25 protein-coding genes are annotated in these 25,939 nt (G+C 53.8%); 19 read left to right on the top strand and 6 right to left on the bottom strand.

What is annotated here, in order from left to right; all coding sequences use genetic code 11:
• Positions 1–94 precede the first annotated feature (94 nt).
• On the top strand, positions 95–676 hold the full coding sequence (locus LH22_RS12700; RefSeq protein ID WP_038647052.1) for a TetR/AcrR family transcriptional regulator: 582 nt from the start codon (positions 95–97) through the stop codon (positions 674–676).
• A gap of 2 nt (positions 677–678) precedes the next feature.
• Here the strand turns inward: LH22_RS12700 and LH22_RS12695 are convergent, their stop codons facing one another.
• Entirely contained in the window at positions 679–1,242 is a 564-nt protein-coding gene (locus tag LH22_RS12695) for a TetR/AcrR family transcriptional regulator (protein ID WP_038647050.1), read from the bottom strand.
• A gap of 222 nt (positions 1,243–1,464) precedes the next feature.
• Between LH22_RS12695 and LH22_RS12690 the strand changes: the two genes are divergently transcribed.
• From LH22_RS12690 to LH22_RS12680, 3 genes are all read left to right on the top strand, one after another.
• Positions 1,465–2,145: a pirin family protein gene (locus LH22_RS12690; RefSeq protein WP_038647048.1), complete on the top strand. Its 681-nt coding sequence runs from the start codon at positions 1,465–1,467 to the stop codon at positions 2,143–2,145.
• A 458-nt stretch (positions 2,146–2,603) separates the two neighbouring features.
• Positions 2,604–3,200: an NAD(P)H-dependent oxidoreductase gene (locus tag LH22_RS12685; RefSeq protein WP_038650123.1), complete on the top strand. Its 597-nt coding sequence runs from the start codon at positions 2,604–2,606 to the stop codon at positions 3,198–3,200.
• Positions 3,197–3,775: a TetR/AcrR family transcriptional regulator gene (locus LH22_RS12680; RefSeq protein WP_038647046.1), complete on the top strand. Its 579-nt coding sequence runs from the start codon at positions 3,197–3,199 to the stop codon at positions 3,773–3,775. Before LH22_RS12685 ends, LH22_RS12680 begins: the two co-directional genes overlap by 4 nt.
• On the opposite strand, the gene LH22_RS12675 is transcribed toward LH22_RS12680, so the two are convergent.
• The 3 genes from LH22_RS12675 to LH22_RS12665 all read right to left on the bottom strand — a co-directional run bounded on the left by LH22_RS12675 (position 3,768) and on the right by LH22_RS12665 (position 7,511).
• Positions 3,768–4,784 (bottom strand): lipoate--protein ligase A, encoded by a 1,017-nt coding sequence (locus tag LH22_RS12675; protein WP_038647045.1) that lies wholly within the window; start codon positions 4,782–4,784, stop codon positions 3,768–3,770. The two genes, LH22_RS12680 and LH22_RS12675, sit on opposite strands and share 8 nt — an antisense overlap.
• Before the next feature lie 247 nt (positions 4,785–5,031).
• Positions 5,032–7,023 (bottom strand): transketolase, encoded by a 1,992-nt coding sequence (gene tkt, locus LH22_RS12670; RefSeq protein WP_038647044.1) that lies wholly within the window; start codon positions 7,021–7,023, stop codon positions 5,032–5,034.
• Positions 7,024–7,052: 29 nt separating this feature from the next.
• Positions 7,053–7,511 (bottom strand): RpiB/LacA/LacB family sugar-phosphate isomerase, encoded by a 459-nt coding sequence (locus LH22_RS12665; protein ID WP_038647043.1) that lies wholly within the window; start codon positions 7,509–7,511, stop codon positions 7,053–7,055.
• A 443-nt stretch (positions 7,512–7,954) separates the two neighbouring features.
• Here LH22_RS12665 and LH22_RS12660 point away from each other — a divergent pair, with 443 nt between their 5' ends.
• From LH22_RS12660 to LH22_RS12610, 11 genes are all read left to right on the top strand, one after another.
• Entirely contained in the window at positions 7,955–9,289 is a 1,335-nt protein-coding gene (locus tag LH22_RS12660) for an MFS transporter (RefSeq protein ID WP_038647041.1), read from the top strand.
• Position 9,290: 1 nt separating this feature from the next.
• Positions 9,291–11,036, top strand: coding sequence for a dihydroxyacetone kinase family protein (locus LH22_RS12655; RefSeq protein ID WP_038647039.1), 1,746 nt, complete (start codon positions 9,291–9,293; stop codon positions 11,034–11,036).
• Positions 11,037–11,038: 2 nt separating this feature from the next.
• Entirely contained in the window at positions 11,039–11,812 is a 774-nt protein-coding gene (locus LH22_RS12650; RefSeq protein ID WP_038647037.1) for a triose-phosphate isomerase family protein, read from the top strand.
• Entirely contained in the window at positions 11,812–12,630 is an 819-nt protein-coding gene (locus tag LH22_RS12645; RefSeq protein WP_038647035.1) for a sugar phosphate isomerase/epimerase family protein, read from the top strand. Before LH22_RS12650 ends, LH22_RS12645 begins: the two co-directional genes overlap by 1 nt.
• Positions 12,627–13,484, top strand: coding sequence for a phosphogluconate dehydrogenase C-terminal domain-containing protein (locus LH22_RS12640; RefSeq protein WP_034823572.1), 858 nt, complete (start codon positions 12,627–12,629; stop codon positions 13,482–13,484). The genes LH22_RS12645 and LH22_RS12640 overlap by 4 nt, the downstream gene beginning before the upstream one ends.
• Before the next feature lie 107 nt (positions 13,485–13,591).
• A complete protein-coding gene (locus tag LH22_RS12635; protein ID WP_038647033.1) occupies positions 13,592–14,557 on the top strand; it encodes a sugar-binding transcriptional regulator in 966 nt (321 codons plus the stop codon).
• 214 nt (positions 14,558–14,771) lie between these two features.
• A complete protein-coding gene (locus LH22_RS12630) occupies positions 14,772–15,875 on the top strand; it encodes an ABC transporter ATP-binding protein (protein ID WP_038647031.1) in 1,104 nt (367 codons plus the stop codon).
• Positions 15,876–15,902: 27 nt separating this feature from the next.
• Positions 15,903–17,180, top strand: coding sequence for an ABC transporter substrate-binding protein (locus LH22_RS12625; RefSeq protein ID WP_038647030.1), 1,278 nt, complete (start codon positions 15,903–15,905; stop codon positions 17,178–17,180).
• Positions 17,181–17,190: 10 nt separating this feature from the next.
• Positions 17,191–18,102 (top strand): carbohydrate ABC transporter permease, encoded by a 912-nt coding sequence (locus tag LH22_RS12620; protein ID WP_038647028.1) that lies wholly within the window; start codon positions 17,191–17,193, stop codon positions 18,100–18,102.
• Positions 18,099–18,917, top strand: coding sequence for a carbohydrate ABC transporter permease (locus LH22_RS12615; protein ID WP_038647026.1), 819 nt, complete (start codon positions 18,099–18,101; stop codon positions 18,915–18,917). Before LH22_RS12620 ends, LH22_RS12615 begins: the two co-directional genes overlap by 4 nt.
• 12 nt (positions 18,918–18,929) lie before the next feature.
• On the top strand, positions 18,930–19,841 hold the full coding sequence (locus LH22_RS12610; protein ID WP_156102799.1) for a metallophosphoesterase: 912 nt from the start codon (positions 18,930–18,932) through the stop codon (positions 19,839–19,841).
• Between the two features lie 35 nt (positions 19,842–19,876).
• Here LH22_RS12610 and LH22_RS12605 read toward each other — a convergent pair whose 3' ends face one another.
• Complete coding sequence (locus tag LH22_RS12605) at positions 19,877–20,623, bottom strand: HPP family protein (protein ID WP_038647022.1); 747 nt, start codon at positions 20,621–20,623, stop codon at positions 19,877–19,879.
• Between the two features lie 190 nt (positions 20,624–20,813).
• Here LH22_RS12605 and rluF point away from each other — a divergent pair, with 190 nt between their 5' ends.
• Together rluF and LH22_RS20615 are read left to right on the top strand one after the other, a co-directional pair.
• Positions 20,814–21,695, top strand: coding sequence for a 23S rRNA pseudouridine(2604) synthase RluF (rluF, locus tag LH22_RS12600; RefSeq protein WP_038647020.1), 882 nt, complete (start codon positions 20,814–20,816; stop codon positions 21,693–21,695).
• A 108-nt stretch (positions 21,696–21,803) separates the two neighbouring features.
• Positions 21,804–21,953, top strand: a complete 150-nt coding sequence (locus LH22_RS20615) for a hypothetical protein (RefSeq protein WP_156102798.1) — start codon at positions 21,804–21,806, stop codon at positions 21,951–21,953.
• 47 nt (positions 21,954–22,000) lie between these two features.
• Here LH22_RS20615 and LH22_RS12595 read toward each other — a convergent pair whose 3' ends face one another.
• A complete protein-coding gene (locus tag LH22_RS12595) occupies positions 22,001–23,038 on the bottom strand; it encodes an NADP-dependent oxidoreductase (RefSeq protein ID WP_038647018.1) in 1,038 nt (345 codons plus the stop codon).
• A gap of 224 nt (positions 23,039–23,262) precedes the next feature.
• Here LH22_RS12595 and LH22_RS12590 point away from each other — a divergent pair, with 224 nt between their 5' ends.
• Together LH22_RS12590 and LH22_RS12585 are read left to right on the top strand one after the other, a co-directional pair.
• Positions 23,263–24,603: an MFS transporter gene (locus LH22_RS12590; RefSeq protein ID WP_038647016.1), complete on the top strand. Its 1,341-nt coding sequence runs from the start codon at positions 23,263–23,265 to the stop codon at positions 24,601–24,603.
• Entirely contained in the window at positions 24,596–25,939 is a 1,344-nt protein-coding gene (locus LH22_RS12585; RefSeq protein WP_038647014.1) for an enolase C-terminal domain-like protein, read from the top strand. Before LH22_RS12590 ends, LH22_RS12585 begins: the two co-directional genes overlap by 8 nt.

The following is a 25,939-nucleotide window of genomic DNA, read 5'->3' as shown; positions in this document are numbered from 1 at the left end:
GTAACCGGGTTTTTTATCACTATTTCAGTGAGAAACGCCTTCGCGTATCCTATGAAAAACAATAATTACGCTGTGGACATTTTAGGAGTCATGATTGAGCAAATCAGAGAATGAAGAATTCTTTCAGCAACGACAGCAGCTGATTATTTCAGCGGCTAAAGTCTGCTTTAGCCAGTCGGGTTTTCATGGTGCCAGTATGGCGGATATTAGCCGTGAATCTGGCTTGGGAGCAGGGCAGATATATCGTTATTTTGAGAGCAAAGAATTAATCGTCAGTGAAACCATTAAAAGTATTGCTGCGAATTGGCGTCTGTTTCTGCAAAATAATCTTCCGCGTCAAAGCAGTACCGCTGATATTATCAATACGGAATCCGGATTTTGGCAGGATTGGCCTTATCAGGATCGCTGTTTATTGCTGGAGATGTATTCGGAAGCATCGCGTAATCAAGCTGTGCGCGCAGTTCTGGCGCAGGAAGAACAATTATTAATTGCGGAGTTGGAGACATCATTATGTCAACAGAGCCCAGGCGTGAGTGATCAGCAGTGCAATGAGCGTATTCAATTCTTATTGATGCTGGTGGATGGTGTTGCCTGCCGCGCCTTTGGCGATAATACCCTCGATCATCGGGAAAAAGGCAGGATCAATGGCATTCTTTCGCATCATCTGTTTGGCTGATATCAAACCTTATCATGTTGATTGATATCACGTGTGATGGCATCGAAGAAAGGCATAAATCCGACAGGTACCTCACGCTGTTTCATGCAACGGCGGATGATCATGCCATCAATCACCAGTGAAATGATGTGCAATCGGGTATTGATAACGCTGGCATCCAGTGACGGATTGAGCGTCTGCTCCTGAGTAATAAAATTATTTTTTAATACCTGCCACGCATCATTCATTATCTGACGAATGCGCTCATTACGTGTGGCTTCAGATGAGACTTCCATTAGCAAGACAATACTGTGCTCGACTTCAGGCGGCACAATGTCCTGCACCGAATGCGTCACGCCTCCTGCATGGGCAATTCGCTCAAAATCAGCATTTAATAATGCAATCATGCGTTGAACTACATTCGTCACCAACGCTTCAATAATGGCTTCTTTATTTTTGTAATATTTATAGATTAAACCAATGCTAACGTCTGCCTGGCTGGCAATATTCTGAATGGAGGTTTGATGAAAACCTTTTAGGCGCATACATTGTTCGGCTGCTTCAAGAATCTGTTCGCTGCGACTCATGTTATTTACTCATCACGGAAAAGTGTATTTTACGCAAAAATATGCAGGCTGACTAACCCTGAATGCTGAAAATTGGTGGTCTGAGTGTTGTTGCTGTCTCTTATTATTGCTACGGGTTATTAATATTCAAAAATTTTGACATAAGCAAGCAAATCGAACACCTGTTCTGGAATTTTCTCGCCGCTATCATGATGTGCATAGCCACATTTTGAGGAGCAAACCATGAACGTGATGCGAGCCCAGCGCGACCAGTTGTTTGAATACGGTCCCTTTACCATCCGCCGGCAAAGACCCGGTGAGGCTTTTGGCGCGTTGCCGATTATTGATCAGATGTCGTTGAAAATGGATGCGCGTATTCCGATGCATACACGGCAAGATGAAGAGATTTTTAGCTACGTCTGGCGCGGTTCCGCACAACACCTTGCTGAAAATGGGGACAAAATTGCGCTGAACGCCAAACGCGCCATGGTGGTGAGTGCGGGGAGTGGAGTGCGTTATGAAGAGTCTGCACCTTTTATTGAAACCGAGATGCTGCAGGCCTATATCCGTCCGGCTAAAAGCGGCGGTGCGCCACGTACCGTGGATTTCACTCGCGCGGATGGGTTGCCGCTAAACGCCTGGACATTGCTGGCGGGGCCAGAAAGTAGCGATGCACCGTTGCCGTTGGGTCAGGACGTTTTTATTTTTGATCTCAAAGTGGAGCGGGGCGCACAGGTTGAGGTGCCACATCTTGCCGGTTACTCAACCTGGCTGACGTTGCTGGATGGCATTGTGCGTGTTGGCGATGAGCGGTTGATGCCAGGGGATTCGATCAGTGAGCAGGGCGCTTTACCTGATGTGCGTGGCGAGCGTGACGCGATAGTGATCGCTTTTCTGGTGAGTGACGGCGTCACGTTTGGGTGAACCTGGCTGGAAAAGGGTTCATGAGAAAGCGTGTTATGGCGAGGGCCATGAGGGCTCTTTGGTAGGGTTTGTCGTAGCAAAGGGTCTGTTAAGGCGCATCTTAAAATTTTTGCCTGGTGTAAGGGCTGCCATTTATTGATCAATGGCAGCCTTTTTTGTGCGCGGGGGTGCGGGCCGTAGCACCTCTGCTGCTGCCGGGCCGTCCTCGCGCCGCTGACGCGGTGCCTTCCAAACTCGCCAAACTCACCAAACTCCCCAAATCAGCCACATCGCCAAACCCACCCAGGAATCATCATCTCCTGCGCAACCAGGTCTTCCAGCCAACCCCAAACTTTGTCATCACCCCTTGGCTCAACCATTGGGCATCCCACCTTCAAGTCGCATGACAAACAAGGCATTGACAACCTACTTTTGGTAAGTTACCAATGGTAGGTCAATCAATGTCGGAGATTATTCCCATGCATACGCTTATCGTTACGGCCCATCCTGACAGCCATTCACATACGCACGCTGTGGTCACACACCTTGCAGCAGGCATCACGGCGAGTGGTTTGCACAGTGTTGAAATCGCCGATTTAGCCGCTGAGCAATTCGACCCGCGCTTCAACCAGGCGGATTTCGATCAGTTCAAATCAGGCACTGTTTCACCTGCGGATGTGTTGGCTGAACAGCAACGTCTGAACCGTGCAGATGCGCTGGTATTGGTGTATCCGATTTACTGGTGGTCGTTTCCGGCACAATTGAAAGGATGGATTGACCGCGTATTTACCCAGGGCTGGGCGTATGACGATACCGGTGAAAAGGTGATAAAGAAGTTGGGGCATCTTCAGGTGCATCTGCTGGCGCTGGGGGCGGCGAATACGCGCACGTATTTGCGACGCGGTTATTTCAGCAGTATGCGCAATCAGATCGATGAAGGGATCTTCGGCTATTGCGGCGCGCCCGTGATCACCAGCGAACTGTTGTTGCCGTCCGATGAGGGTTATCCTGATGCGCATTACGCGCTCGCCCGGCAGTTGGGACAGCGACTTTTCACTTTGAAGGAACCTGCATGAACTCACCAACGCGCCAGCGTATGACCTTTGACGAACGCCGCGAGCAGCTCATCAGCACGGCGTGGAACCTGGTGCGTTCGCACGGCAGTGATGCGCTGACCTTAGGACGGGTGGCGGTCGAAGCGGGTGTCAGTAAGCCCGTGGTGTATGAGCATTTTGGTACCCGCCACGGTTTGCTCGCTGCGCTGTATGAGGACTTTGATGTGCGGCAAAACGCTGTGATTGATGCGGCGATGGCCAAGGCGGGGAGCGAACTGACGGAACGTGCCAGCACGGTGGCGGCTTGTTATGTGAACTGTGTACTCACTCAGGGGCGCGAGATCCCCGATGTGCTGTCAGCGCTTAACAGCACGCCCGAATTGGCCGAAGTGAAGCGCAAATACCAACTCGATTTCATGGCGAAGTTTCGTCTGTGGTTTGCTGAGGCGAAGCTGCCGCAGTCCAGCTTGTGGGGCTTACTGGGCGCGGCAGACGCCATCTCAAATGCCGTGGTGTGTAGCGATATTCGGCAACTGGATGGCGTAAAGGAACTGCAGGGACTGATTGAGGCGCTGGTGCAACGCCATCTTATCTGATGCTGTTCACCAGCCAGCTGGCTAATTCGTTGAGTTCCTTCTGTTGCTCCGGAAACGCCGCAATCAGTTCTTGCATGGCAGCCTGCAGGGATTCCGGGCGATACGCCACACCTTGTAGCCTCATCGCCAGCGCTTCTAACGGTGCGGGATTAAGGCTATCGGTGAAAATCTGGCTGCGGCTAATCGTGCCGCGCTCAACATCAAAGTGAATCTCAACGCCACCCCAGACAAAGCGTTCCTGCAGCAGATGCGAAAAATCCGGTGCCTGACCAAAATTCCACTCCCAGCTGCTCTGTCGGGCAAACTGCTCCTTAAAGCCGGGAAGGTCTGGCAGCGCTTCAGGTGAAATATACTCGGGCTCGCAGGTTTCGTGGTAATGCGCGAAGTAGGCGGCAATCACTTCACGACGAATATCAGCAAAACTGATCTCCGGGATAAAATCCGCAATATTAGCGACGCGTGAACGCACCGACGAGATCCCTTTAGCCTGAAGCTTTTTGATGTCCGGGTTAAGATAATCAGCAAGACGTGAAAGATCGGCGCTCATTAGGAAAGTGCCGTGGTGAAAACCGCGATCGGGCGTTTCACGATAGGCGGAACCGGAGATCTTGCGCATATCGCCATTCACATTGACCACGATGTCATTGCGACCGGAGGCTTCGGCGCGCATACCGAGCTTCGCAAGCGCCTGCAAAATAATCGCCGTCGAGACGGTTTTATCGTATTCAGGTTTACCGGCCATAAAGGTAAAACAAGCGTTGCCCAGATCATGGAACACCGCACCGCCGCCGCTGCTACGTCGCGCCAGTTTGATGCCATCTTCTGCCATCCTGCGCGTATTGCACTCTTTCCACGGATTTTGTGCGCGGCCAATGACCACCGTTTCGGCGTTTTGCCATAAAAACAACACGCGCTGGGTCGTGGGCATCTGGCGGAAGATGCACTCTTCCACCGCGAGATTAAACCAGGGATCGTGTGAGTCAGAGATCAGCAAACGTAGGGTGGACATGTTTCCTCCAGTTCCTTGAGAAAGTGGCAAGCGGAGGACAGAATACGCGTAATCGGATGCAATGATAAGCGGGGGGCGTGTCGTAGAGTGTCAGCTGCGCATCCTGTTCGTGTTGGGACGCAATATATCGCGTTACGCCGGTCAGTTATTGATGCTGTGCTGGTATCTCAATGTAAAGGCGGCATTGCTGCCGCCTGGAGGTACATTCAACCCAACATAACGCCAGGGTTGGCGACTACACTACGGGTTACAGAATCGATTTTGCCGTTTTAACCACGTTCTCAACAGTGAAACCAAACTCTTTAAACAGCAGCTCTGCTGGAGCAGACTCGCCGAAAGTGGTCATGCCGACAATCGCGCCGTGCAGGCCAGTGTATTTGAACCAGTAATCTGCGATACCCGCTTCGATGGCCACACGCGCCGCCACCGCTTTTGGCAATACTGATTCACGGTAGGCTGCATCCTGCTTGTCGAAAGCATCGGTAGAGGGCATCGACACCACACGTACTTTGCGGCCTTCCTGGGTCAGCTGTTCGTAGGCGGCAACGGCCAGTTCCACTTCTGAACCGGTGGCGATCAGGATCAGCTCTGGCGTACCTTCACTGTCTTTCAGTACATAACCACCGCGCACTACGTTGGCCAGTTGCTCCGCGCAGCGATCCTGCTGTGCCAGATTCTGACGCGAGAAGATCAGCGCGGTAGGGCCGTTGACTCGCTCGATAGCGTATTTCCAGGCCACGGCAGACTCAACCTGGTCACACGGACGCCACAGACTCATATTGGGCGTCACGCGCAGGCTGGCCATCTGTTCTACTGGCTGGTGCGTTGGTCCATCTTCGCCCAGGCCGATTGAGTCATGGGTGTAGACCATGATCTGACGCACCTTCATCAACGCCGCCATACGTGCCGCGTTACGTGCATACTCCACGAACATCAGGAAAGTTGCGGTGTAGGGCAGGAAACCACCGTGCAGCGCGATACCGTTGGCGATGGCGGTCATACCGAATTCGCGTACGCCGTAATGAATGTAGTTACCTGCAGGATCTTCATTGATGGGTTTAGAACCCGACCACATGGTCAGGTTGCTGGGCGCGAGATCCGCCGATCCCCCCAGATACTCCGGCAGAATCTTGCCGCAGGCTTCAATCGCATTCTGAGACGCTTTACGGCTGGCGATTTTCGCTGGATTAGCCTGTAAATGCTGGATAAATTGTTGCGACTCGGCTTCCCAGTTATCGGGTAATGCATCATTAATACGACGGTTAAATTCCGCCGCCAGCTCCGGGTGAGCCTCGGCATAGGCCGCGACTTTAGCCTCCCACGCCGACTCTTTCGCCTGACCGGCTTCTTTCGCATCCCACTGGGCATAGATTTCTGTAGGGACTTCGAACGGCGCGTGGTGCCAGCCCAGATGTTGGCGGGTCTGGGCAATTTCGTCATCGCCTAACGGTGCGCCATGGACATCATGGGTACCGGCTTTATTCGGTGAGCCAAAACCAATCACGGTTTTGCACATCAGCAGGGAAGGTTTGTCTGTAACCGCTTTGGCTTCTTCAACCGCTTTCTTGATGGCTTCGCCGTCATGACCATCTACGCCGCGCACCACGTGCCAGCCGTAGGCTTCGAAGCGTGCTGCGGTGTCATCCGTGAACCAGCCATCCACATGCCCATCGATGGAAATGCCGTTGTCGTCATAGAAGGCAACCAGTTTCCCCAGCTTCAGAGTCCCGGCGATCGAGCAGACTTCGTGCGAGATCCCTTCCATCATGCAGCCGTCGCCCATAAACACATAAGTGTGGTGATCGACGATGTCGTGACCAGGTCGGTTAAACTGCGCGGCCAGCGTGCGCTCGGCAATCGCGAAGCCCACCGCATTTGCAATCCCCTGACCCAGCGGCCCGGTGGTGGTTTCCACGCCCGGCGTATAACCGTATTCCGGATGACCCGGGGTTTTTGAATGCAGCTGGCGGAAATTCTTCAGTTCGCTGAGTGGCAGGTCGTAGCCGCTCAAATGCAGCAGGCTGTAGATCAGCATCGAGCCGTGGCCATTCGACAGGACGAAGCGGTCACGGTTAGCCCACTTAGGATTGTTTGGATTGTGCTGTAAAAAATCGAGCCACAAAACTTCGGCGATGTCCGCCATGCCCATCGGGGCACCCGGATGACCTGACTTGGCTTGTTGTACGCCATCCATGCTTAAAGCACGGATGGCGTTGGCTCTTTCCCGGCGTGTTGACATAAGGTTCTCCAGAGGTAAGAAGTCGGTGATTATTTAGTATGTGAAACTTGTTCGTAGTAACCGATCTTCTCGACTTTGGCGGTGGAGCCGCCACCTTCAAACTCGGAGGCCAGCCAGGCATTGACGATATTTTTCGCCAGTTCAGGTCCGATAACGCGTGCACCCATGGTCATAATCTGGGCATTGTTGCTTTTACGCGCGCGTTCAGCGGAGAAAGTGTCATGACACTGTGCCGCACGTACGCCTTCCACTTTATTTGCCACGATTGCTACGCCGATACCGGTACCACATAGCAGAATTCCGCGTTCAAATTCATTCTTCTGGATAGCCGTCGCCAGTGCAAAAGCCACATCCGGATACATTGGACGGTCGTTTTGCGCGTCATTGGTGTAATCCGTCACCTGATAATCTTTCTCTTCAAGCAGTTTTTTAATGATGTTTTTCAATTCGATAGCCGCATCATCGGCGCCGATTGCGATTGTTTTCATCGTCATTCTCCAGCGGGGTTTTGTTCTGACGCCTGAACGTTTGTTATGCAGGCGAGAAGATGTTCACTGACAGCCTGCCACAAATACAATCATATGTTCAATGGTTGTTCATATGTTTTGCGTGCTGTTTGGGTGATGAACCCCGTAGCAGGGGCTGATGCCACGCGGATTGCGCCGCATTTCTGCGTATTTTTCCGATTCAGGGCCAAAATCAAATCTCATGAGCAGGCTCACATTTTCAATCATTGCAGTTGAGAGATGAGCATTTATACGTGTAGTGTTCATTTGTTCGCATAACGATACCAATGTACAAGAAGACCCCTTGAGGACTCGAACATGTGTCATTTACACCGTACCTCTCAGTACACCTGCAGCCAGCGCTCTTTTGGCGTCTGGTCAACACCAAACAACCGTTTTAACCACGCACGTCACGGAGGTGCGTTATGAGTCAGCAAAACATGACGGCGATTGAGAAATCCGCTATCAGCAAAATCTCCTGGCGTCTGGTGCCTTTCGTAGCACTGATGTTCTTTATTAACTTCCTTGACCGCACCGCAATTTCTTTTGCTGGCCCCAATGGCATGACTCAGGACCTCGGTCTGACAGGTGTGCAGTTTGGTCTGGCATCCGGCATCTTCTTTATCGGTTATATCCTGCTGGAAGTGCCGAGCAACCTGGCGTTGCATAAGTTCGGCGCACGTCGCTGGCTGGCACGCATCATGATCAGCTGGGGTATTGTCTCGCTGCTGTTCACCTGGGTGAGCAGTGTCGAAGGCCTGTATACGCTGCGCCTGCTGCTGGGTATTGCTGAAGCGGGCTTCTTCCCGGGCGCGATTCTTTATCTGAGCATGTGGGTACCGGGACGTCATCGCAGCAAAATCCTGTCCTTGTTCTATCTGGCACAGCCGCTGACCGTGGTATTCGGTGCGCCCCTGGCGGCAGGCTTGATTGAGCAACACGGTCTGTTTGGTCTGGATGGCTGGCGCGTGATGTTCCTGGGTGTTTCCATCCCGGCGATTCTGATCGGTATCGTGGCGCTGTTCTGGCTGGTGGATTCACCGCGTCAGGCGAAGTGGTTAACCGCAGATGAGAAGACCTGGCTGACCAACGAGCTGGAAGCGGAGCATCAGCAGAAGCAGGGCCATAAGAAACACAGCCTGCGTTCAGTGATGGGCAACGGTCGTGTGTGGACGCTGTGCCTGATCTACTTCGGCTTTATCTATGGTTTGTATGCGCTGGCCTTCTTCCTGCCAACCATTATCGGCGGCTTCCAGCAGCAGTTCGGAACCACCTTTAACGTGATGCAGAAGGGCTTGATTACCGGCGTGCCATACCTGATTGCTGCCGTGGTGATGTACTTCTGGTCAAAAGATGCCACCCGTCGTGGTTGCAAAACCTGGCACATCGCGATTCCAGCGCTGGCCGGTGGTATCAGCGTGCCACTGGCGCTGTATATGGATTCACCGTTCACCACCATCATGGTGATCGCGATTACGGCCAGCTCCATCTTTGCTGCCTTGCCTAACTTCTGGACGCTGCCAACGCAGTTCCTGACTGGCGCGTCAGCCGCAGCGGCTATCGCACTTATCAACACCTTAGGAAACGTGGCGGGCTTCTCCGCGGGCTACATCACTGGCGCACTGCATGACGCCACCAACAGCTATGTGTTACCGATGTTCGTGGTCGGTGGCTTCATGCTGCTGTCAGCCGTCCTTATGCTGTTATTGAATCGCCAGCGCCCGCAGTCTCAGCCGACCTCTATCGCACAGGAGCACTAAAATGACGTACCTGTTTAACCAACCTTCAGCCTTTGCTGCTGAACTCATTGAAGGCTTTGTCGCCGCCAACGCCGATAAAGTTCGTCAGGTCACCGGTGGTGTGGTGCGCAGCACGCGCAGCCAGCCTAATACGGTTGCGGTGATTGTGGGCGGCGGTTCCGGTCATTATCCGGCCTTCGCCGGGTTGGTTGGACAAGGTCTGGCACACGGCGCAGCTATGGGGAACCTGTTTGCTTCGCCGTCTGCTCAGCAGATCTACAACGTGGCCAGAGCGGCGCATAACGGCGCGGGCGTGTTGCTGATGTTCGGAAACTATGCGGGCGATGTACTGCACTTTGGCCAGGCTTGCGAACGCCTGCGCGCCGAGGGCATTGCCTGTGAAATTCTGGCGGTGACGGATGATATCTCCAGCGCCAGTAAAGACGAACGGGCAAAGCGCCGTGGTGTGGCGGGTGATTTATGTGTGTTTAAAGCGGCGTGTGCAGCGGCGGAAGCGGGCGATGATTTAGCCACCGTGCTTAAGAAGTCACAGCATGCTAACGATCGTACGCGAACTTTCGGTGTGGCATTTGGCGGATGTACCTTGCCGGGGGCCACCCATCCACTGTTTGAAGTTGAAAAAGGGCGCATGGCCCTGGGACTCGGCATCCACGGTGAGCCGGGCATCAGTGAAACCGATGTGCCCAGTGCCGACGAACTGGCCGAGCTGTTTGTTGAACGTCTGCTGAGCGAAGTGCCTGCCGACGTCAGGCAGATTGAGGGGCAGCGCGTTGCGGTGATCCTCAATGGTTTGGGTTCCGTAAAGTATGAAGAGTTGTTTGTGGTGTATCGCCGCGTGGCACAACTGCTGGCCGCCGCAGGATTGCAGGTGGTTCAGCCGGATGTCGGCGAATTTGTCACCAGCTTTAATATGGCGGGCGCATCGCTGACGCTGATGTGGTTGGATGATGAGCTGGAGACGCTGTGGTGTGCCCCAGCAAACGCACCCGCCTATCGCAAAGGTAGCGTGTTGATCGCGGAACCGTTGAGTGCCGAAGAGCGTGAAGAGAGCACGGAAGAAGCACTGCCGCAGGCTTCTGCTGAGTCACAGCAGAGCGCACAGCGCGTGTTACATATTCTGGAATCAGTGGCCGATTTGTTACAGCGTAACGCGGAAAAATTAGGCGATATTGATGCCGTGGCCGGTGACGGTGACCATGGTATCGGTATGGAACGTGGCGTGCTGGGCGCGGTAGAGAAAGCGCGTGAAGTGGCGACGCGCGGCGCAGGTGCAGGCAGCCTGTTGTGCCGTGCTGCGGATGCCTGGGCAGATAAAGCCGGGGGCACATCGGGTGCATTGTGGGGCGTCGCACTCACGGCGCTGGGGACGGCCATTGGCGATCAGCAGTCACCGAATGCGCAACGCGTCGCAACCGGTGTACGTGAAGCCAAAGAGGGCATTATGCACTTTGGCAAAGCGAAGGTAGGCGACAAAACCATGGTCGATGTGTTGGTGCCGTTTAGCGACAGCCTTAACGCTGCAGTCGCAGAGGGTGCTTCACTGACCGATGCCTGGTTGGCGGCGGCGCAGGTGGCCGATAAGGCCGCACAAGACACCGCTCAGCTGGTGCCGAAAATGGGTCGTGCGCGTCCGCTAGCCGAGAAAAGTGTCGGTACGCCAGATGCGGGTGCGATTTCACTGGCGATGATCGTCAATACCGTTGGCGATCTGCTAAAAGAACACAAAGCCTCTCATCAAGGAGCGTAATGATGTCTCAGCCCAAAATCTGGCTCGGCGTCAGCCTGAAAATGTATTTCGGTTACCAGCAGACACTGGACTGGTGCCGCAAAGTCGCCGGAATGGCACAGTTGCCGGCGGTGAAAAACGGTGATGTCGGGTTGTTTGTACTGCCCGCTTATCCGGCTATTCCCGCTGTGGCTGACATTTTCGCAAAAACACCGGTGCGCTTTGGCGGCCAGGATGTGTGTCAGGCTGAGAACGGCGCCTGGACCGGTGAGGTCAGCGCCAGCATGTTGCAGGAACTTGGTTGCTCACTGGCCGAAATCGGTCACGCTGAGCGTCGTCGCCACTTCCATGAAGACAAAGCGCAGATTGCTGCCAAAGTGGCGATGTCGCTGCGACACGGATTAACACCGGTGCTGTGTATCGGCGAAGAGCAGCAGGCCGGGCCGGATCAGGCTATCGCACTGTGCGAACAGCAACTGGCGGAGGCATTGGCTGATGCAGTGCAACAAGGTCTAAAGGGCGAGGTGTTTTTTGCCTATGAGCCGCAGTGGGCGATTGGTGCGCCACAACCTGCACCGGATAGCTATATCCGCGCGGTCTGTTCAGGCCTGCAACAGCTGAAAACGCCGGAGGGTATCACCTTGAAAATTATTTATGGTGGCAGCGCCGGGCCGGGGCTGATTCAGCGTCTGGGGACTGACGTTCATGGTCTGTTCCTGGGCCGTTTTGCCCACGACCCGAATGCACTGGCGCAAATCATTGAAGAGGCCAGCGTGCTGGCGAAGGAGATCCGTTAATGAGCCGTATCGGACTCAGTACTTATGCCTTTTTCTGGCGCATGTCCAGCAAAGTGCCCAACCCGCTGTCGCTGGAGCAGATGCTGCAGCAGACCGCCGAACTGGATATCTCGGTGTTACAGATTTGTGATTATCCGGCGATTGAAAGTTGGTCAGATGAGCAGTTGCAGGACCTTCGCCAACTGGCCGACAAGCTGGGAATTACGCTGGAGCTAGGCACACGTGGCTTAGGCACTGCGCACCTGCGCCGCTATCTGCATATGGCGAATATTCTCGATGCCCATGTCGTGCGTTCAATGTTCTACACCGCCGATCACCGTCCTTCCCTGGATGAAGCCGCAGAATTGATTGCTGCGGTGCTGCCTGATTTCGCTCGCCAGCAGGTACGTCTGTGTCTGGAGACGTATGAGCAGGTCAACAGCGGCGCGATGATGTCGGTGATCAATAAGTTCCTCTCGCCGTGGTTATGTGTGTGTCTCGATCCCGCTAACTGCGTAGCAGGGCTGGAATTGCCTGAACAGGTGATCGCCAATACGGCTGCGCGCGTCGGTAACCTGCACATCAAAGATTTTGCCTTTACGCGTCGTGATGGCTGGGTCGGCTTTACCTTTGCCGGCTGCCTGATGGGCGAGGGCCTGCTGGACTATGACCGGATGATCGCCAGTGTGCGCCCGGCAGAAAGAGAGATTAATCAAATCGTTGAACACTGGTTGCCGTGGCAGGACGATGCCGTGCTGACCTGCGAGCGCGAAGCCGAATGGACGCGCCGCACCGTTGAATTCTTACGTAGTAAACAAGATCAGGAGTTATACAAATGAGCAATGCATTGAAAACCATCACCGTAATTGGCGCAGGCGGCAAAATGGGTATGCGCATTTCTGCCAACTTCCAGAAAAGCGATTACCAGGTGTTTTACGTTGAGAACTCACCGAAGGCGCAGGAACAAGTGACGGCGCAAGGCCGTGAGTTGTCTGATGCTGCTTCCGTTGTGCCGGTCAGTGACGTAGTGATTCTGGCCGTACCGGATATCGTTCTGGGCAAAGTGTCTGAGGGTGTGGTGCCGCAGATGAAGGCCGGTGCGATCCTGCTGACGCTGGACCCGGCTGCGGCTTACGCAAACCTGATCGCGCATCGTGACGGCATCGAATATGCGGTGGCGCACCCTTGCCATCCGTCAGTGTTCCTGGAGCGCTACACCAAAGAAGAGCACGCGGATGCCTTCGGTGGCATCGCGGCTGTACAGCACGTCGCGGCTTCGTATGAAACCGGCTCAGATGCGCAGAAAGCCGAACTGAGCAAAGTCATCAGCGTGATGTACGGTCCGGTAGAGGAAGTGCATTGGGTCACGGTGACGCAGCTGGCCTATCTGGAGCCAACGCTGGTGGAAACCGTAGCCTGCATGGTGGGTGCTTTTATGAAAGAAGCGCTGGATGAGACCGTCAAGCACAGCGGCGTGCCGGAAGAAGCCGCCAAAGCGATGCTGTATGGCCATATTCAGATCGCACTGGCCGTGGCCTTCCGCGCCACCAACCCGTTCTCTGATGCCTGCATGATCGCCATGGAATACGGTCGCGAGAAGATTGTTAAGCCAGACTGGAAACAGATCTTCGATCAGAAAGAGCTGGATATCGTCATTGCCCGCATGCTGAAAATCGACGCCATTAAGCGTTAAGCGTGATGCAACCTGCGACTCGCCTTGCTGCTGTCTGGCGAAGCGAGTCGTATCAATGATATAACTCCTTCCTTAAATCAGGTGTCACGATACAAGACAGGTAACGGATGGAAAAAAACACGCTTTCTCAGGACTCCGAGCTGCTGACAGAAATTGCGGTGGCCTATTATCAGGACGAAATCACCCAGGAGGAGATTGCGCGTAAGTTTGGGATATCCCGCATTAAAGTTGGCCGACTGCTCAAACGTGCGCGTGAAGAGGGCATCGTCGAAATTAATGTGCGCTACCATCCGGTGTTCAGTACGCGCCTTGAACAACAACTGCAAAGCCGTTTCCCCCAACTACAACGTGCGCTCATTGCCCTGGATTCGCCGGACGATGAAGAGCAGCGTCGTCAGGTGGCGGCGTTAGTTTCAGCCCATCTTGCGCAATCATTAAAAGACAACGCGATTGTCGCTGTGGGTCAAGGGCGCAACGTCGCCGCTGTTGCCGATTATCCCGGTCAGGTGCCGACGCGTAATTGTCTGTTTATCAGCGGTATCGGTGGAACACATCGTCCCGGTGATGCGATTAACGCCGATCATATTAGCCGTCGTCTGGCTAAGAAGTTTGGCGGTATCAGCGAAACCCTGTATGCCCCGGCCTATGTTGAGAACCGCGCACTCCGTGACGCCTTTATGCAAAACGGCACCATCAAAGAGACGCTGGACCGGGCACGTAAGGCCGATGTGGCGATAGTGGGCATCGGTGATATGAATGAAAACAGCTATATGGTGAAACTCGGCTGGTTTACGCCGCATGAGATCATTGATGCGCACGTGAATCAGGGCGTCACCGGGGATGTTGCGGGTTACGACTTCTTCAATGCCCAGGGGCAACACGTGGATACGGTGATGAATGACCGTGTGATTGGCCTCAGCATCGAAGAATTACGTAAGATCCCCTGCGTGATCGCTATTGCTTCAGAAAATACCAAAGCCATGGCCATTCTCGGTGCATTGCGCACGGGTGCCATCGATATTGTGGCGACGACAGCGCAAAATATTCGGACGATTTTGAGTATGTCGCAGTAGGGTATTATTTCAGGGCGGCACCACGCGGTGTCGCTCTTTTATCACCCTCCAATTTTCTTACTGCGCATACTATTACGCCCATTCTCAGCTAGCACTCCTTTACTGTCATGTTATCTGAGATTTATTTCAGTCACCCAACCGTCACCCCAGCAACATAAATCCTTCATTTCCCTGAGCTAGCTTACCGCCATTCTGTTTTCAGGACTGCGGATGCATGAGCCACCTTTCGCTATATCACATCACTAAAGCCTGGGGGGAAAAAATTGCCCTCAATGACATTACCTTTGATGCCGAAGAAGGGAGCTTTGTTGCGCTGCTTGGGCCATCGGGCTGTGGAAAATCCACACTACTGCGCACCATTGCCGGGCTGGAAACCGCCGATCGCGGCGAGATCCACTTCAAACACGCCGATATCACCCATTTGCCACCCTCGCAGCGCAAACTCTCGATGGTTTTTCAATCCTATGCGCTTTTTCCACATCTGAATGTCCGAGAGAATCTGCTGTTTGGCTTAAAAGCGCGTGGGGAAGACAAGCAGACATTTGCGAGCCGACTGGATGACGTCAGCAAGCTGATGGAACTGGATAAGTTGCTTGATCGCCTGCCATCTCAGCTCTCGGGGGGCCAACAGCAGCGTGTGGCGTTGGGAAGGGCGGTTATCGCGAATAACAACCTGTGTTTGATGGATGAACCCCTGTCCAACCTTGATGCCAAACTGCGTCAAAGCATGCGCCGTGAGATTCGTGCCTTACAGAAGAAACTGGGGCTCACCATGCTGTATGTCACGCACGATCAGACCGAAGCGATGAGCATGGCGGACAGTATTATTCTGCTGAATGACGGGCACATCGAGCAGCAAGGCACACCGAACGATCTCTATAACAACCCCGCCACGGTTTTTGCCGCGCAGTTTATCGGCGCGCCACCCATGAATATCCTGCCGTTGCACAACAAAGAGAACCGTCATTACCTGAGCCACTTACAGGCGCCGGTGGTTGAGCATTGCGATGAGGTGGCATTGAGTCTCGGTTTACGAGCGGAAGATATTCAGCTGATTTCACCTGAACACGCGGCGCTTAAAGCCCGGGCGATCAGCTACGAATACATGGGTGCTGATACCTTGCTGGTGTGCCAACTCGCGGGCCTGGCCGATGCCATCACCGTGAAAGTGCCCGGCATGCAGCATTTTGCCGAGGACAGCCAGGTCGGCTTGCAGTGGTCCGCAACCCGTCAATATCTGTTCTCCACCACGACCGGCAAGCGCTGTTTGTCTGCCGAGCAACAGATGTTTGTTTCACAGAAAAAATACGCTGTTTAACCGTTGTTTTTCGCCCAAGGGATAATCATGTCTGCGATTCGTTACTCACGCCTGGCCTCTGCTTTACTGCTCTGTACTACGGTTTCCGCTTTTGCCGCCGATCCGGTTAAATTGCAGATGTACTATCCGATCGCGGTCGGTGGCAAAGTCAGCCACACTGTTGACACGCTGGTGGCTGATTTCGAAAAAGTGCATCCGGAAGTGAGCATTCAGCCGGTGTACACCGGTGATTATGCGACAACAGTCACCAAAGCCCTGACGGCGTTCCGTGGTGGCAATGCACCGCAGCTGGCGGTCATTGGTGACATTGAGGCTTATTCCCTGATTGATGCGGGCGCGATTGTCGCCGCCAGCGATCTGGCAACAGGTGATGAAGGCAAAAAATGGATCGACGGCTTTTATCCTGCCTTCCTGCGTCATATTGACGGCAAAGTGTGGGGCGTACCGTTCCAGCGCTCTACGGTGGTGATGTACTGGAATAAACAAGCATTCGAAAAAGCGGGGCTGAATGGCGACACGCCGCCGGCTAACTGGCAGCAAGTGGTCGAGTTCAGTAAAAAACTGACCATCAAAGATGCCAATGGTGTCAGCCAGTGGGGGATTGAGATTCCGTCAACGCCTAACGGCTACTGGAACTTCCAGGGATTGTCTGCCACCAATGGCGGCCGTCTGGATAACGGTAAAGGCACGGCTGTGCATTTCAACACGCCAGGTAACGTTGAGACACTGCAATGGCTGACCGACCTTGGACAGAAAGAAGCAGTGTCACCGAAAGGCGCTATCGCATGGGGTACCACACCACAGGACTTTATCAGCGGTAAAACCGCCATGATGGTGACCACCACCGGTAACCTGACCAACGTGCGCGATAACGCCAAATTCCCGTTTGGTGTGGCAATGCTGCCAGAGAAGACTCAGCGTGGCAGCCCAACGGGCGGCGGTAACCTCTATGTCTTCAAAAATGCTTCACCGGAGCAGCAAAAAGCCGCGATGGAATTTATCCGTTGGGTGACGTCACCGGAGCAGGCCGCGCGCTGGAGTATCGCGACCGGCTATGTGGCTACGTCTCCAGCGGCATGGGATACCACGGTGATGAAAGACTACGTGAAAGAGGTCCCTCAGGCGCTGGTCGCCCGTGAGCAGTTGAAGTATGCCCAGCCAGAACTCTCGACCTACAACAGCGTACAGATTCAGGATGCGTTGAACCATGCTGTCGAAGCGGCGGTGACCCAGGCAAAAACCCCGGCAGAAGCGCTTGAGGGTGCGCAGAAGCAAGCGGATCGCCTGTTAAAGTCCTACCAGTAACGGAAGCGCGATGAGCACGATAATTGCCAGTACGCCGCAGCGTCGTCCCGCATTCTGGTCGACGCAGCTTTATGGTTACCTGCTGATTTTGCCAGCACTCAGTTTTTTACTGCTGTTTACGCATTATCCCGCGGTGGCGACGATCTGGGAGAGTCTGTTCAGCGCTTCCCGTAATAATCATCCAGTCCACTTTGTTGGGCTGGATAATTACATGGCGTTGTTGGATGACGATATTTTCATCCAATCGCTCTGGAACAACGTGTTATATGCACTGATCACCATTCCACTGGCCGTCACGCTGGCTTTGATGATGGCGCTGGCCGTGAACCGACGATTGGCAGCGAATTCGCTGGTCCGCGCGGCGTTTTTTATCCCATCATTGCTCCCCATGATTGCCATCGCCAATCTGTGGCTGTTTTTCTACACTCCGCAACTGGGGCTGTTGAATAAGTTGCTGGCGCTGTTCTCGCTGCCTGCTGTGAACTGGCTCGGTGAGCCGGGCACGTCCCTCTATTGCCTGATGGCGGTTTCTGTCTGGCGTGAAGCGGGCTTCTTTATGATCTTCTATCTGGCGGCCTTGCAGCAGATCGATCCCCGCCTCAATGAAGCGGCAGCGATTGAAGGGGCTTCACGCGGCTACTTTTTCCGTCGTGTGCAATGGCCGCTGTTGATGCCAACGACGCTATTTGTGTTGATCAATGCTTCGATGAACGCCTTCCGCATTGTCGATCAGGTGATTGCCATGACCAACGGAGGCCCCAACAACAGTAGTAGTCTGCTGTTGTTCTATATCTATCGCACCGCATTCAGTTTCTGGGATATGCCTGCTGCTGCGGCCATGACCGTGGTGTTGTTGGTGATCCTCGCGGCGATTGCGCTGATCAAATTTACGTTGCTGGACAAGCGAGCCCATTATCAATGAATAAGACGAACTCGTTGGGTGGCTGGTGCCTCAATCTCATCATCTGGCTGGCGGCGCTGCTCTGGCTGCTGCCGATTCTGGTGGCACTGTGGGTGGCGATCCATCCCGCATCCGATCAGGCCAGTTTTTCGCTTTTCTCGCCGCTGACCTTCGATAATTTTATCAAGGCCTGGCATGCCGCGCCTTTTGCCCGCTACTTCCTCAATACCACGTTGCTGGTGCTGATGATTGTGGTGGTGCAGTTGATTTTAGCGACCATGGCGGCCTATGCGCTGGTGCGTTTCAAAATGAAATTCTCAGGGGTTATCTTCGCGCTGATCCTGCTGCAATTGATGATTAGCCCGGATGTTTTGATTTTGAACAATTACAAAACCATCGGTGCGTTTGGGCTGCGCGATACCTTAACGGGGATAGCATTGCCGTATTTCGCCTCTGCTTTTGCCATTTTTCTGCTGCGTCAGACGTTTAAAAGCATCCCGCTGGTGCTGGAAGAGGCCGCTATTGTCGAGGGCGCCAGCCGTTTTTATATCTTACGTAAGATATACATCCCGCTAGCCCGGCCGATCTACATCGCTTTTGCCCTGGTGTCGATTAGCTTCCACTGGAATGATTTCCTGTGGCCGCTGGTGATTACCGATTCCGTCAACGTGAGACCGCTCACCGTCGGATTGCAATTGTTCTCGGCGCCAGAGCAGGGCGTACAGTGGGCGCTCATTGGTGCCGCTACCTTGATGACCACCTTGCCGTTACTGGTGCTGTTCCTGATTTTCCAGCGCCAGTTTATTCAGTCGTTCATGCGTGCTGGTATTCGCTAAGGAGTGTTTTCCGTGACTCATCCGCATCCATTGACATCCTTGCAGCGAGAACTCCTCGGCGATGTGGCCGAGCTTTATGCTTTGCCTGATTTACGTCCTGCGATGAGAGATAACGTGCTGCGTTTCGGTGTGATTGCTGACCCGCAGTATGCCGATGTCGAAGCTGATATCGAAAATAACCTCTACTACCGTCATGCTCTTGATAAGTTACCGCAGGCAATTGAAGCCCTGAATCAGCAGCCGCTGGATTTTGTTGTCACGCTGGGGGATTTGGTTGACCGCAATTGGGCCAGCTATGCCGCCATTCTGCCACTGTATGACCAGTTAGTGCATCCGCATGCGGTGGTTTTGGGGAACCATGATGCGCAAACCCTCGCTCAGCATCTGAATAATCGTGCGGCACTCCCCAAAAGTTATTGCGCGTTTCGTTTAGCGGGGTGGCGGTTCATCGTTTATGACGGTAACGATGTCAGTTTGTACTGCAATGCGCAGAATGGTGACGACTACTACCAGGCGGAGAACCTGCTGGCGGAATTAAAGGCGCAGCGACAGCCGCAGGCTCAGCCATGGAACGGTGCCGTAGGGCAGCAGCAGCTGAACTGGATTGAACAGCAATTGATTGAAGCTCAGCAACGGGGTGAGAAAGTGGGGGTGTTTGGTCATTACCCGCTGGCGCCTCACACCACGCATATACTGATGAACGCCAGTGTGCTGGTGGACCTTCTATCTAGTTACAACATACAATTTTGCTTTTCAGGACATGACCACCGCGGCAACGCTGCATACATTGGTCAGACAGGGTTTTATACCATGAAGGGCATGCTCGATGGTCCAAGCGAAGTGCCCTTTGCGGTGGTCGAAGTGGATGATAATGGTGTAAGGATTCACGGCTTCGGCGGCGAGATAAGCCGAGGTCTGTGTTAATGCGGTCAGCAGGCGAGACTCATATCGCCTGCGATTTAACTGACGCGCTTCAGGGGCTGTGGCGGTAACTGTTGCCGACGACGTGCAATTTCTTCAGCGCGCTGTAACAACTGCTGCAAATCATCCTCGTCAACGTCGAGAAGCTGGCCGTTCTCCAGTGCCTGATGCAGATCATTGCGAGTGATTGGCACTTCAAGCGCCACTGAATTCGTTTTAGGTTCGTTTGCAGCCAGCGGATGCGGATAGCGGCGACCCGCAAGATTATTAAAAATGATTGCCAATACAGCAAGACACACGGAATTCAGCAGCACGGGAGAGAGAATAAACTGATATCCCAGTTGCTGAACGCCACCGCCACCCAGAATCGCTGTCAGCGCCACCGCACCGCCAGGAGGATGCAAGCAGCGCAGCTGAAACATCACGGCAATCGCCAGACAAGCCGCAATGCCGCACGCGACGGCGGGATAAGGCACATACATCGCGGTTGTCACGCCTATCACGCCTGCGACCAGATTCCCGCCAACAATTGACCAGGGCTGCGCCAACGGGCTATTGGGTAAGCCGAAAAGCAACACTGCAGACGCACCCATCGGTGCCACAAACCATAAGTTGACTTCACCCAGCAGCCAATGGCTGGTCAGGCTGGTGATCATCAGGCCGAGGCCCGCACCGATGCTGGCCATCACTCTCTGCTTTTTGGCGACCGGCAACGGATGCGGCCAAAGACGGGCAAGAAAAGTCCGCAGCGATGTTATCCAGCTGGCGCGACGCAGGTGTGTCATGAAGGTCATACTCTGTCATAAGAAAACGCGATGGATGGCGATTGTCGCTGATCGATTCCTGAGGAACAACCACAATGTTAGTGTGCTGTTACCAAACGGTGATGAGGTTGCAAGCTGGAACAATGATGTTTAACCGTGTCTTACACAACGTCTAAGGTTGTTGTATAGTCCGTTTTTTTTCGGAGGAACCATGCTGCCCAACTCATCCACGCGCCTGAACAAATACATTAGCGAGAGCGGAATCTGCTCACGACGTGATGCCGATCGTTACATCGAACAAGGCAACGTTTTTATTAACGGCAAGCGCGCGACCGTTGGCGCACAGGTCTTTGCCGGGGATGAAGTGAAAGTGAATGGGCAGTTGATCGAGCCGCGTAACGAAGAAGATTTAGTGCTGATTGCGCTCAACAAGCCTGTGGGCATTATTACCACGATGGAAGAGGGTGAGCGCGATAACATCGGTGATTTTGTTAACCACAGTAAACGCGTGTTCCCGATCGGTCGTCTGGATAAAGACTCACAAGGTCTGATTTTCCTTACCAACCACGGTGATCTGGTCAATAAGATCCTGCGCGCCGGTAACAACCACGAGAAAGAGTATGTGGTGACCGTGGATAAGCCGATCACCGACGAGTTTATCGCCGGAATGGCGGCGGGTGTGCCGATGCTGGGTACCGTGACCAAAAAATGCAAAGTGAAGAAAGAGTCGACCTTTGTGTTTCGTATCATCCTGGTTCAAGGACTAAACCGCCAGATTCGCCGAATGACCAAGCATTTTGGCTTCGAAGTCACAAAGCTTGAACGTACCCGCATCATGAATGTCAGCCTGAAAGGCATCCCGCTGGGCGAATGGCGTGATTTAACCGATGACGAATTGATTGAGTTGTTTAACTTGATCGAGGATTCTTCATCCGAAGACCAAAAAACGCAGCAAAGCCAGGCGAAAAAGAAACCGGCAACAGCGGCGAAAAAAGTCGCATCGAACGGTGCAAAGATTCCAGATAAATCCGCAGCTAAACCCGCAGGTCGTCAGCGTTTCACACAGCCTGGCAGGAAGAAGAAAGGGCGCTAATCGCCATTGCTTCGCCATCACTGATTAAACCCGGAACAAATTTTATAATCTTCTCACTATTTGTTCCGTGTTTATCCCTCCATACTTTTCTTAACAAAGGAGGGAACAATGAACAACGCAAACTGGTTATATGAAATGCAGCATCTCTATGTAGCTCAGCCGCGTCCGGCATGGGTTCCACGCATGTTTTGGCTGACCAAAACGCAGCGTCATAAAATTTTGACGGAACTCTTGCTGCCGCAGGTTAAACAGCGATAGCGCCGCTATTAAGCCGATTATTGAATGTTCAGAATAACCGGCCCCCATCACTCTTCTTCAGCCACTTTGACCACGGTCTTACCAAAGTTTTTGCCCTTCAGCATATCGAAGAACGCCTGCGGTGCGTTTTCCAATCCATCAATCATGTGCTCGCGATAATGTATTTTCTGCTGTTCCACCAACGGCGTCATCGCCTGCAGGAATTCCGGATATCGATCACCGTAATCCTGGAAGATAATAAATCCATGCATACGGATTCTGCGCTTCAATATCCCACTCAGGATTTGTGGCGTACGGTCAGGGCCAGCGGGAAGGGTTTTGCCACTGTTATAGGTTGAGACCAGCCCACAAATCGGTACGCGTGCGGCGGTGTTCAACAGCGGGAATACGGCATCAAACACTTTGCCGCCAACGTTCTCGAAATAGATGTCAATCCCGTCCGGGCAGGCATTCGCTAACTGTTCAGCAAAATCCTCGCGATGGTGATCGATACAGGCAGAGAACCCGAGTTTTTCAATCGCGTAGCGGCATTTCTCTTCACCACCGGCAACGCCAACCACATGACAGCCTCTTAGCTTACCCAGTTGTCCGACCGTGGCACCCACCGGGCCCGTCGCGGCGGCGACCACCAGGGTTTCTCCCGCTTTTGGCTGCCCAATGTCCATCAGGCCCATGTAAGCGGTGAAGCCGGGCATCCCCAGAATGCCCAGCGCCCAGGATGGGTGGGGCAGATCGCCGATTTTCGCCACGCCGCTGCCATCCGAGACGGCATAACGTTGCCAGCCGCTGCCAGCCAGCACCCAATCCCCGGTTTTAAAATCGGGATGCTGCGATTCAACCACCAGGGAGACGGTACCACCGACCATCGGCTGATTGAGTTGTGCCGGAGGCGCATAGGATTTACTGTCATCCATACGTCCTCGCATATAAGGATCCAGTGAGAGGTAAACCGTGCGGAGCAGTATTTCACCCGTTTTAATGGAGGGAATAGGTTGTTCAACAAGCTGAAAATTCTCTTTAACCGGTTCGCCATCCGGGCGCGATGCCAGTAGCCACGCTTGATTGCTGTCAGGTGATTGTGTCATGTAAACCTCTTTACTCAATTGAATCAGGCAAGTGTAGTTGAAACCCTTTCCCCAGTGAGCCAGCGCACAAACCCAGACAAAACTTTACGCTGGGAAAACCGCTAACGCATTGAACATAAAACCCCCTTCAACATTTGCACAAACGGTCTCGGGCATTCTCACATAACCGCTCTTTAATCAACTGCGTATACCTATAGCGATGCTATTAACCCAATAGGTGACGCATGACGGTTCAACAATCTTATGATTTAGCAGCAGATCACGACGCGCATATCGCTTCCGCAATCGCTAAGTTTTTCCGCCGTATCATTCCAATGCTGGCGCTGATGCTGATTGTTAACCAGATCGACCGAGCCAACATCGGATTCGTCAAAGCTGAATTACAAACTGATGCGGGTATCAGTGCTGCTGCATTTGGTCTGGGTGCCGGCCTGTTCTTTATTGGCTACGCGCTGTTCGAGGTCCCCAGCAATATGATGTTAAAAAAGCTCGGGGCACGCGTGTGGCTGACGCGCATCATGATCACCTGGGGCATCGTGGTGGTGTTAACCGGTTTTGTGAGCACACCGCTACACTTCTACGTACTGCGATTTTTATTAGGCGTGGCAGAAGCCGGGTTCTTTCCTGGCGTGCTGTTCTATTTCCGCCAGTGGGTGCCTAACGCATGGCGAGGTCGTGCCACCGCGATGGTGTTGAGTGCCACCGCCAGCGCCTTCTTGTTTTTCGGTCCGCTAACCGGCGCGATTCTGCTGCTGCATGAAGTGAATGGGCTTGCTGGTTGGAAATGGGTGATGTTCCTGGAAGGAGGGGGATCCATTGTGATTGGTTTGCTGGCCGCGCTGGTACTGGTCTCAAAACCTCAGGATGCCAAATGGCTTAACCCAGCAGAGCAACGTGCGCTGCAAGCACAGTTAGCGTTAGAAGACGCAGCACGTGACGTACATGCTAAAGAGTATGGCCGCTGGGGTTTATTGCGCGATCGCAGCTTGCTGTTCTATTGCCTGATTTTTTTCACCATGACCATGACCGGTTACACCCTGGTGTTCTGGCTACCGCAAATTATCCAGCGCATTCAGGGTTACAACAGTTTTGAGATTGGTTTGCTGACCGCCGTTCCCTGGTTATGTGCCATTGTGGCCTTGTTCCTGCTGGGTAAAACCACCGATCGCTATCGCGATAAGCTGGACAAAGGGCTGGGCATTGCCATGCTGATTGCCGCGTGCGGCACCTTTATGGCGACCACCGGCACACCCTGGTTTGGGTTTGTCGCGATGATCGTCGCCTGTATTGGCTCGAAAGTCAGCGCGGCCTTTTTCTGGCCGATGCCGCAAAGCGAATTGCCTGCTTCGATCGCCGCGCCCGGCATTGCCCTGATCAACTCCATCGGCAACCTCGGGGGCTTCTTTGCACCCACCGTGTTTGGCTATCTTGAACTTCATACCGGCAGCACCACCGGTGGGCTGTATGCGCTGACCAGCGTGTCGGTTATCACCGGTGTCTGGCTGCTGCTGCGTCGCAAACCTGTTCCCCCTGCATTCGGTCACACGGAGAGAAACCATGTCTGACACACCAGTCATTAAATCAATGCGCATCGTTCCGGTTGCCGGATACGACAGCATGCTGCTGAACATCGGCGGGGCGCATAACTGCTACTTCACCCGTATTCTGGTGCTATTGACTGATTCAGCGGGCAACAGCGGCGTGGGGGAAACACCGTGCCACGCTTCAACGTTGCAACTGCTGGAACAGTTTCGCCCTCTGATCATTGGCAGCTCGCTGATGCGCGCTAACGCCACGCTCAGTCAACTCTTTGCCAGCGACACGCGGCAGCAGCAGACTTCGCACACCAACGACATTCATATTCCGCAGATGAACCCAGAGAAGTTTTACAACGCGGCAGCGGCCATTGAGGCAGCGTTGCTCGATCTGCAGGGTAAATTCCTCGACCTGCCCGTGGCAGAACTGCTCGCCAGCGGTAAACAGCGAGAGCGTATTCCGGTGTTGGGCTATCTGTTTTACATCGCCGATCGTCAACGCACGAATATGCACTACCGTTCGGGTGATGACGAAGCAGATGGCTGGTTCCGGTTACGTCATCAAGCGGCAATGGACAGTGCCGCAGTGGTGCGGCTCGCAGAGGCCGCAGTAGAACAATACGGCTTTCGTGACTTCAAGCTAAAAGGCGGCGTCCTGCATGGCGAGCAGGAAGTCGAAACCGTGGAGGCCTTGCTGGCGCGGTATCCACAATCTCGCGTCACCGTGGACCCAAATGCCAGTTGGTCGCTGGATGAAGCGATTCGCTTTGGTAAGCAGTTGGCAGGCAAAGTGCCGTATCTGGAAGATCCTTGTGGCGCAGAGCAGGGGTATTCCGGGCGTGAAACGCTGGCCGAGTTCCGTCGCGCCACTGGCGTGCCGGTGGCGACCAACATGATCGCCAATGACTGGCGGCAGTTGCAGCATGCTCTGCAGCTCAACGCCATCGACATCCCGCTTGCCGATCCCCATTTCTGGACGATGCGCAACGCTAACGTCGTCGCGCAACTGTGTAACGAATGGGGCCTCACTACCGGTTGCCATTCCAATAATCACTTTGATGTTTCCCTGGCGATGGTGGCCCATCTTGGTGCCGCAGCGCCTGGCGATCGTCAGACCGCCTTCGATACACACTGGATATGGCAAGATGGCCAGCAACTCAGCCACCAGCCACCGCAAATCCGTGATGGCTACCTGGAGCTGCCGCCAGGCCCAGGATTGGGCATCGAACTGAATATGGCGCGCGTCGAACAGGCGCATGCACTCTACAACGCACTGCCTGATAAGAACCGCAACGATGCACTTGGCATGCAGTTTTTGATTGATAACTGGCGTTTTGACGCAAAACGTCCGGCTCTGGTTCGCTGA

The organism is Pantoea rwandensis (assembly GCF_000759475.1).
In the GTDB taxonomy this organism is placed as follows: Bacteria; Pseudomonadota; Gammaproteobacteria; order Enterobacterales; family Enterobacteriaceae; genus Pantoea; species Pantoea rwandensis_B.
Note: the sequence above shows the minus strand (reverse complement) of the source record. Positions and strands in the feature narration are given on the sequence as shown.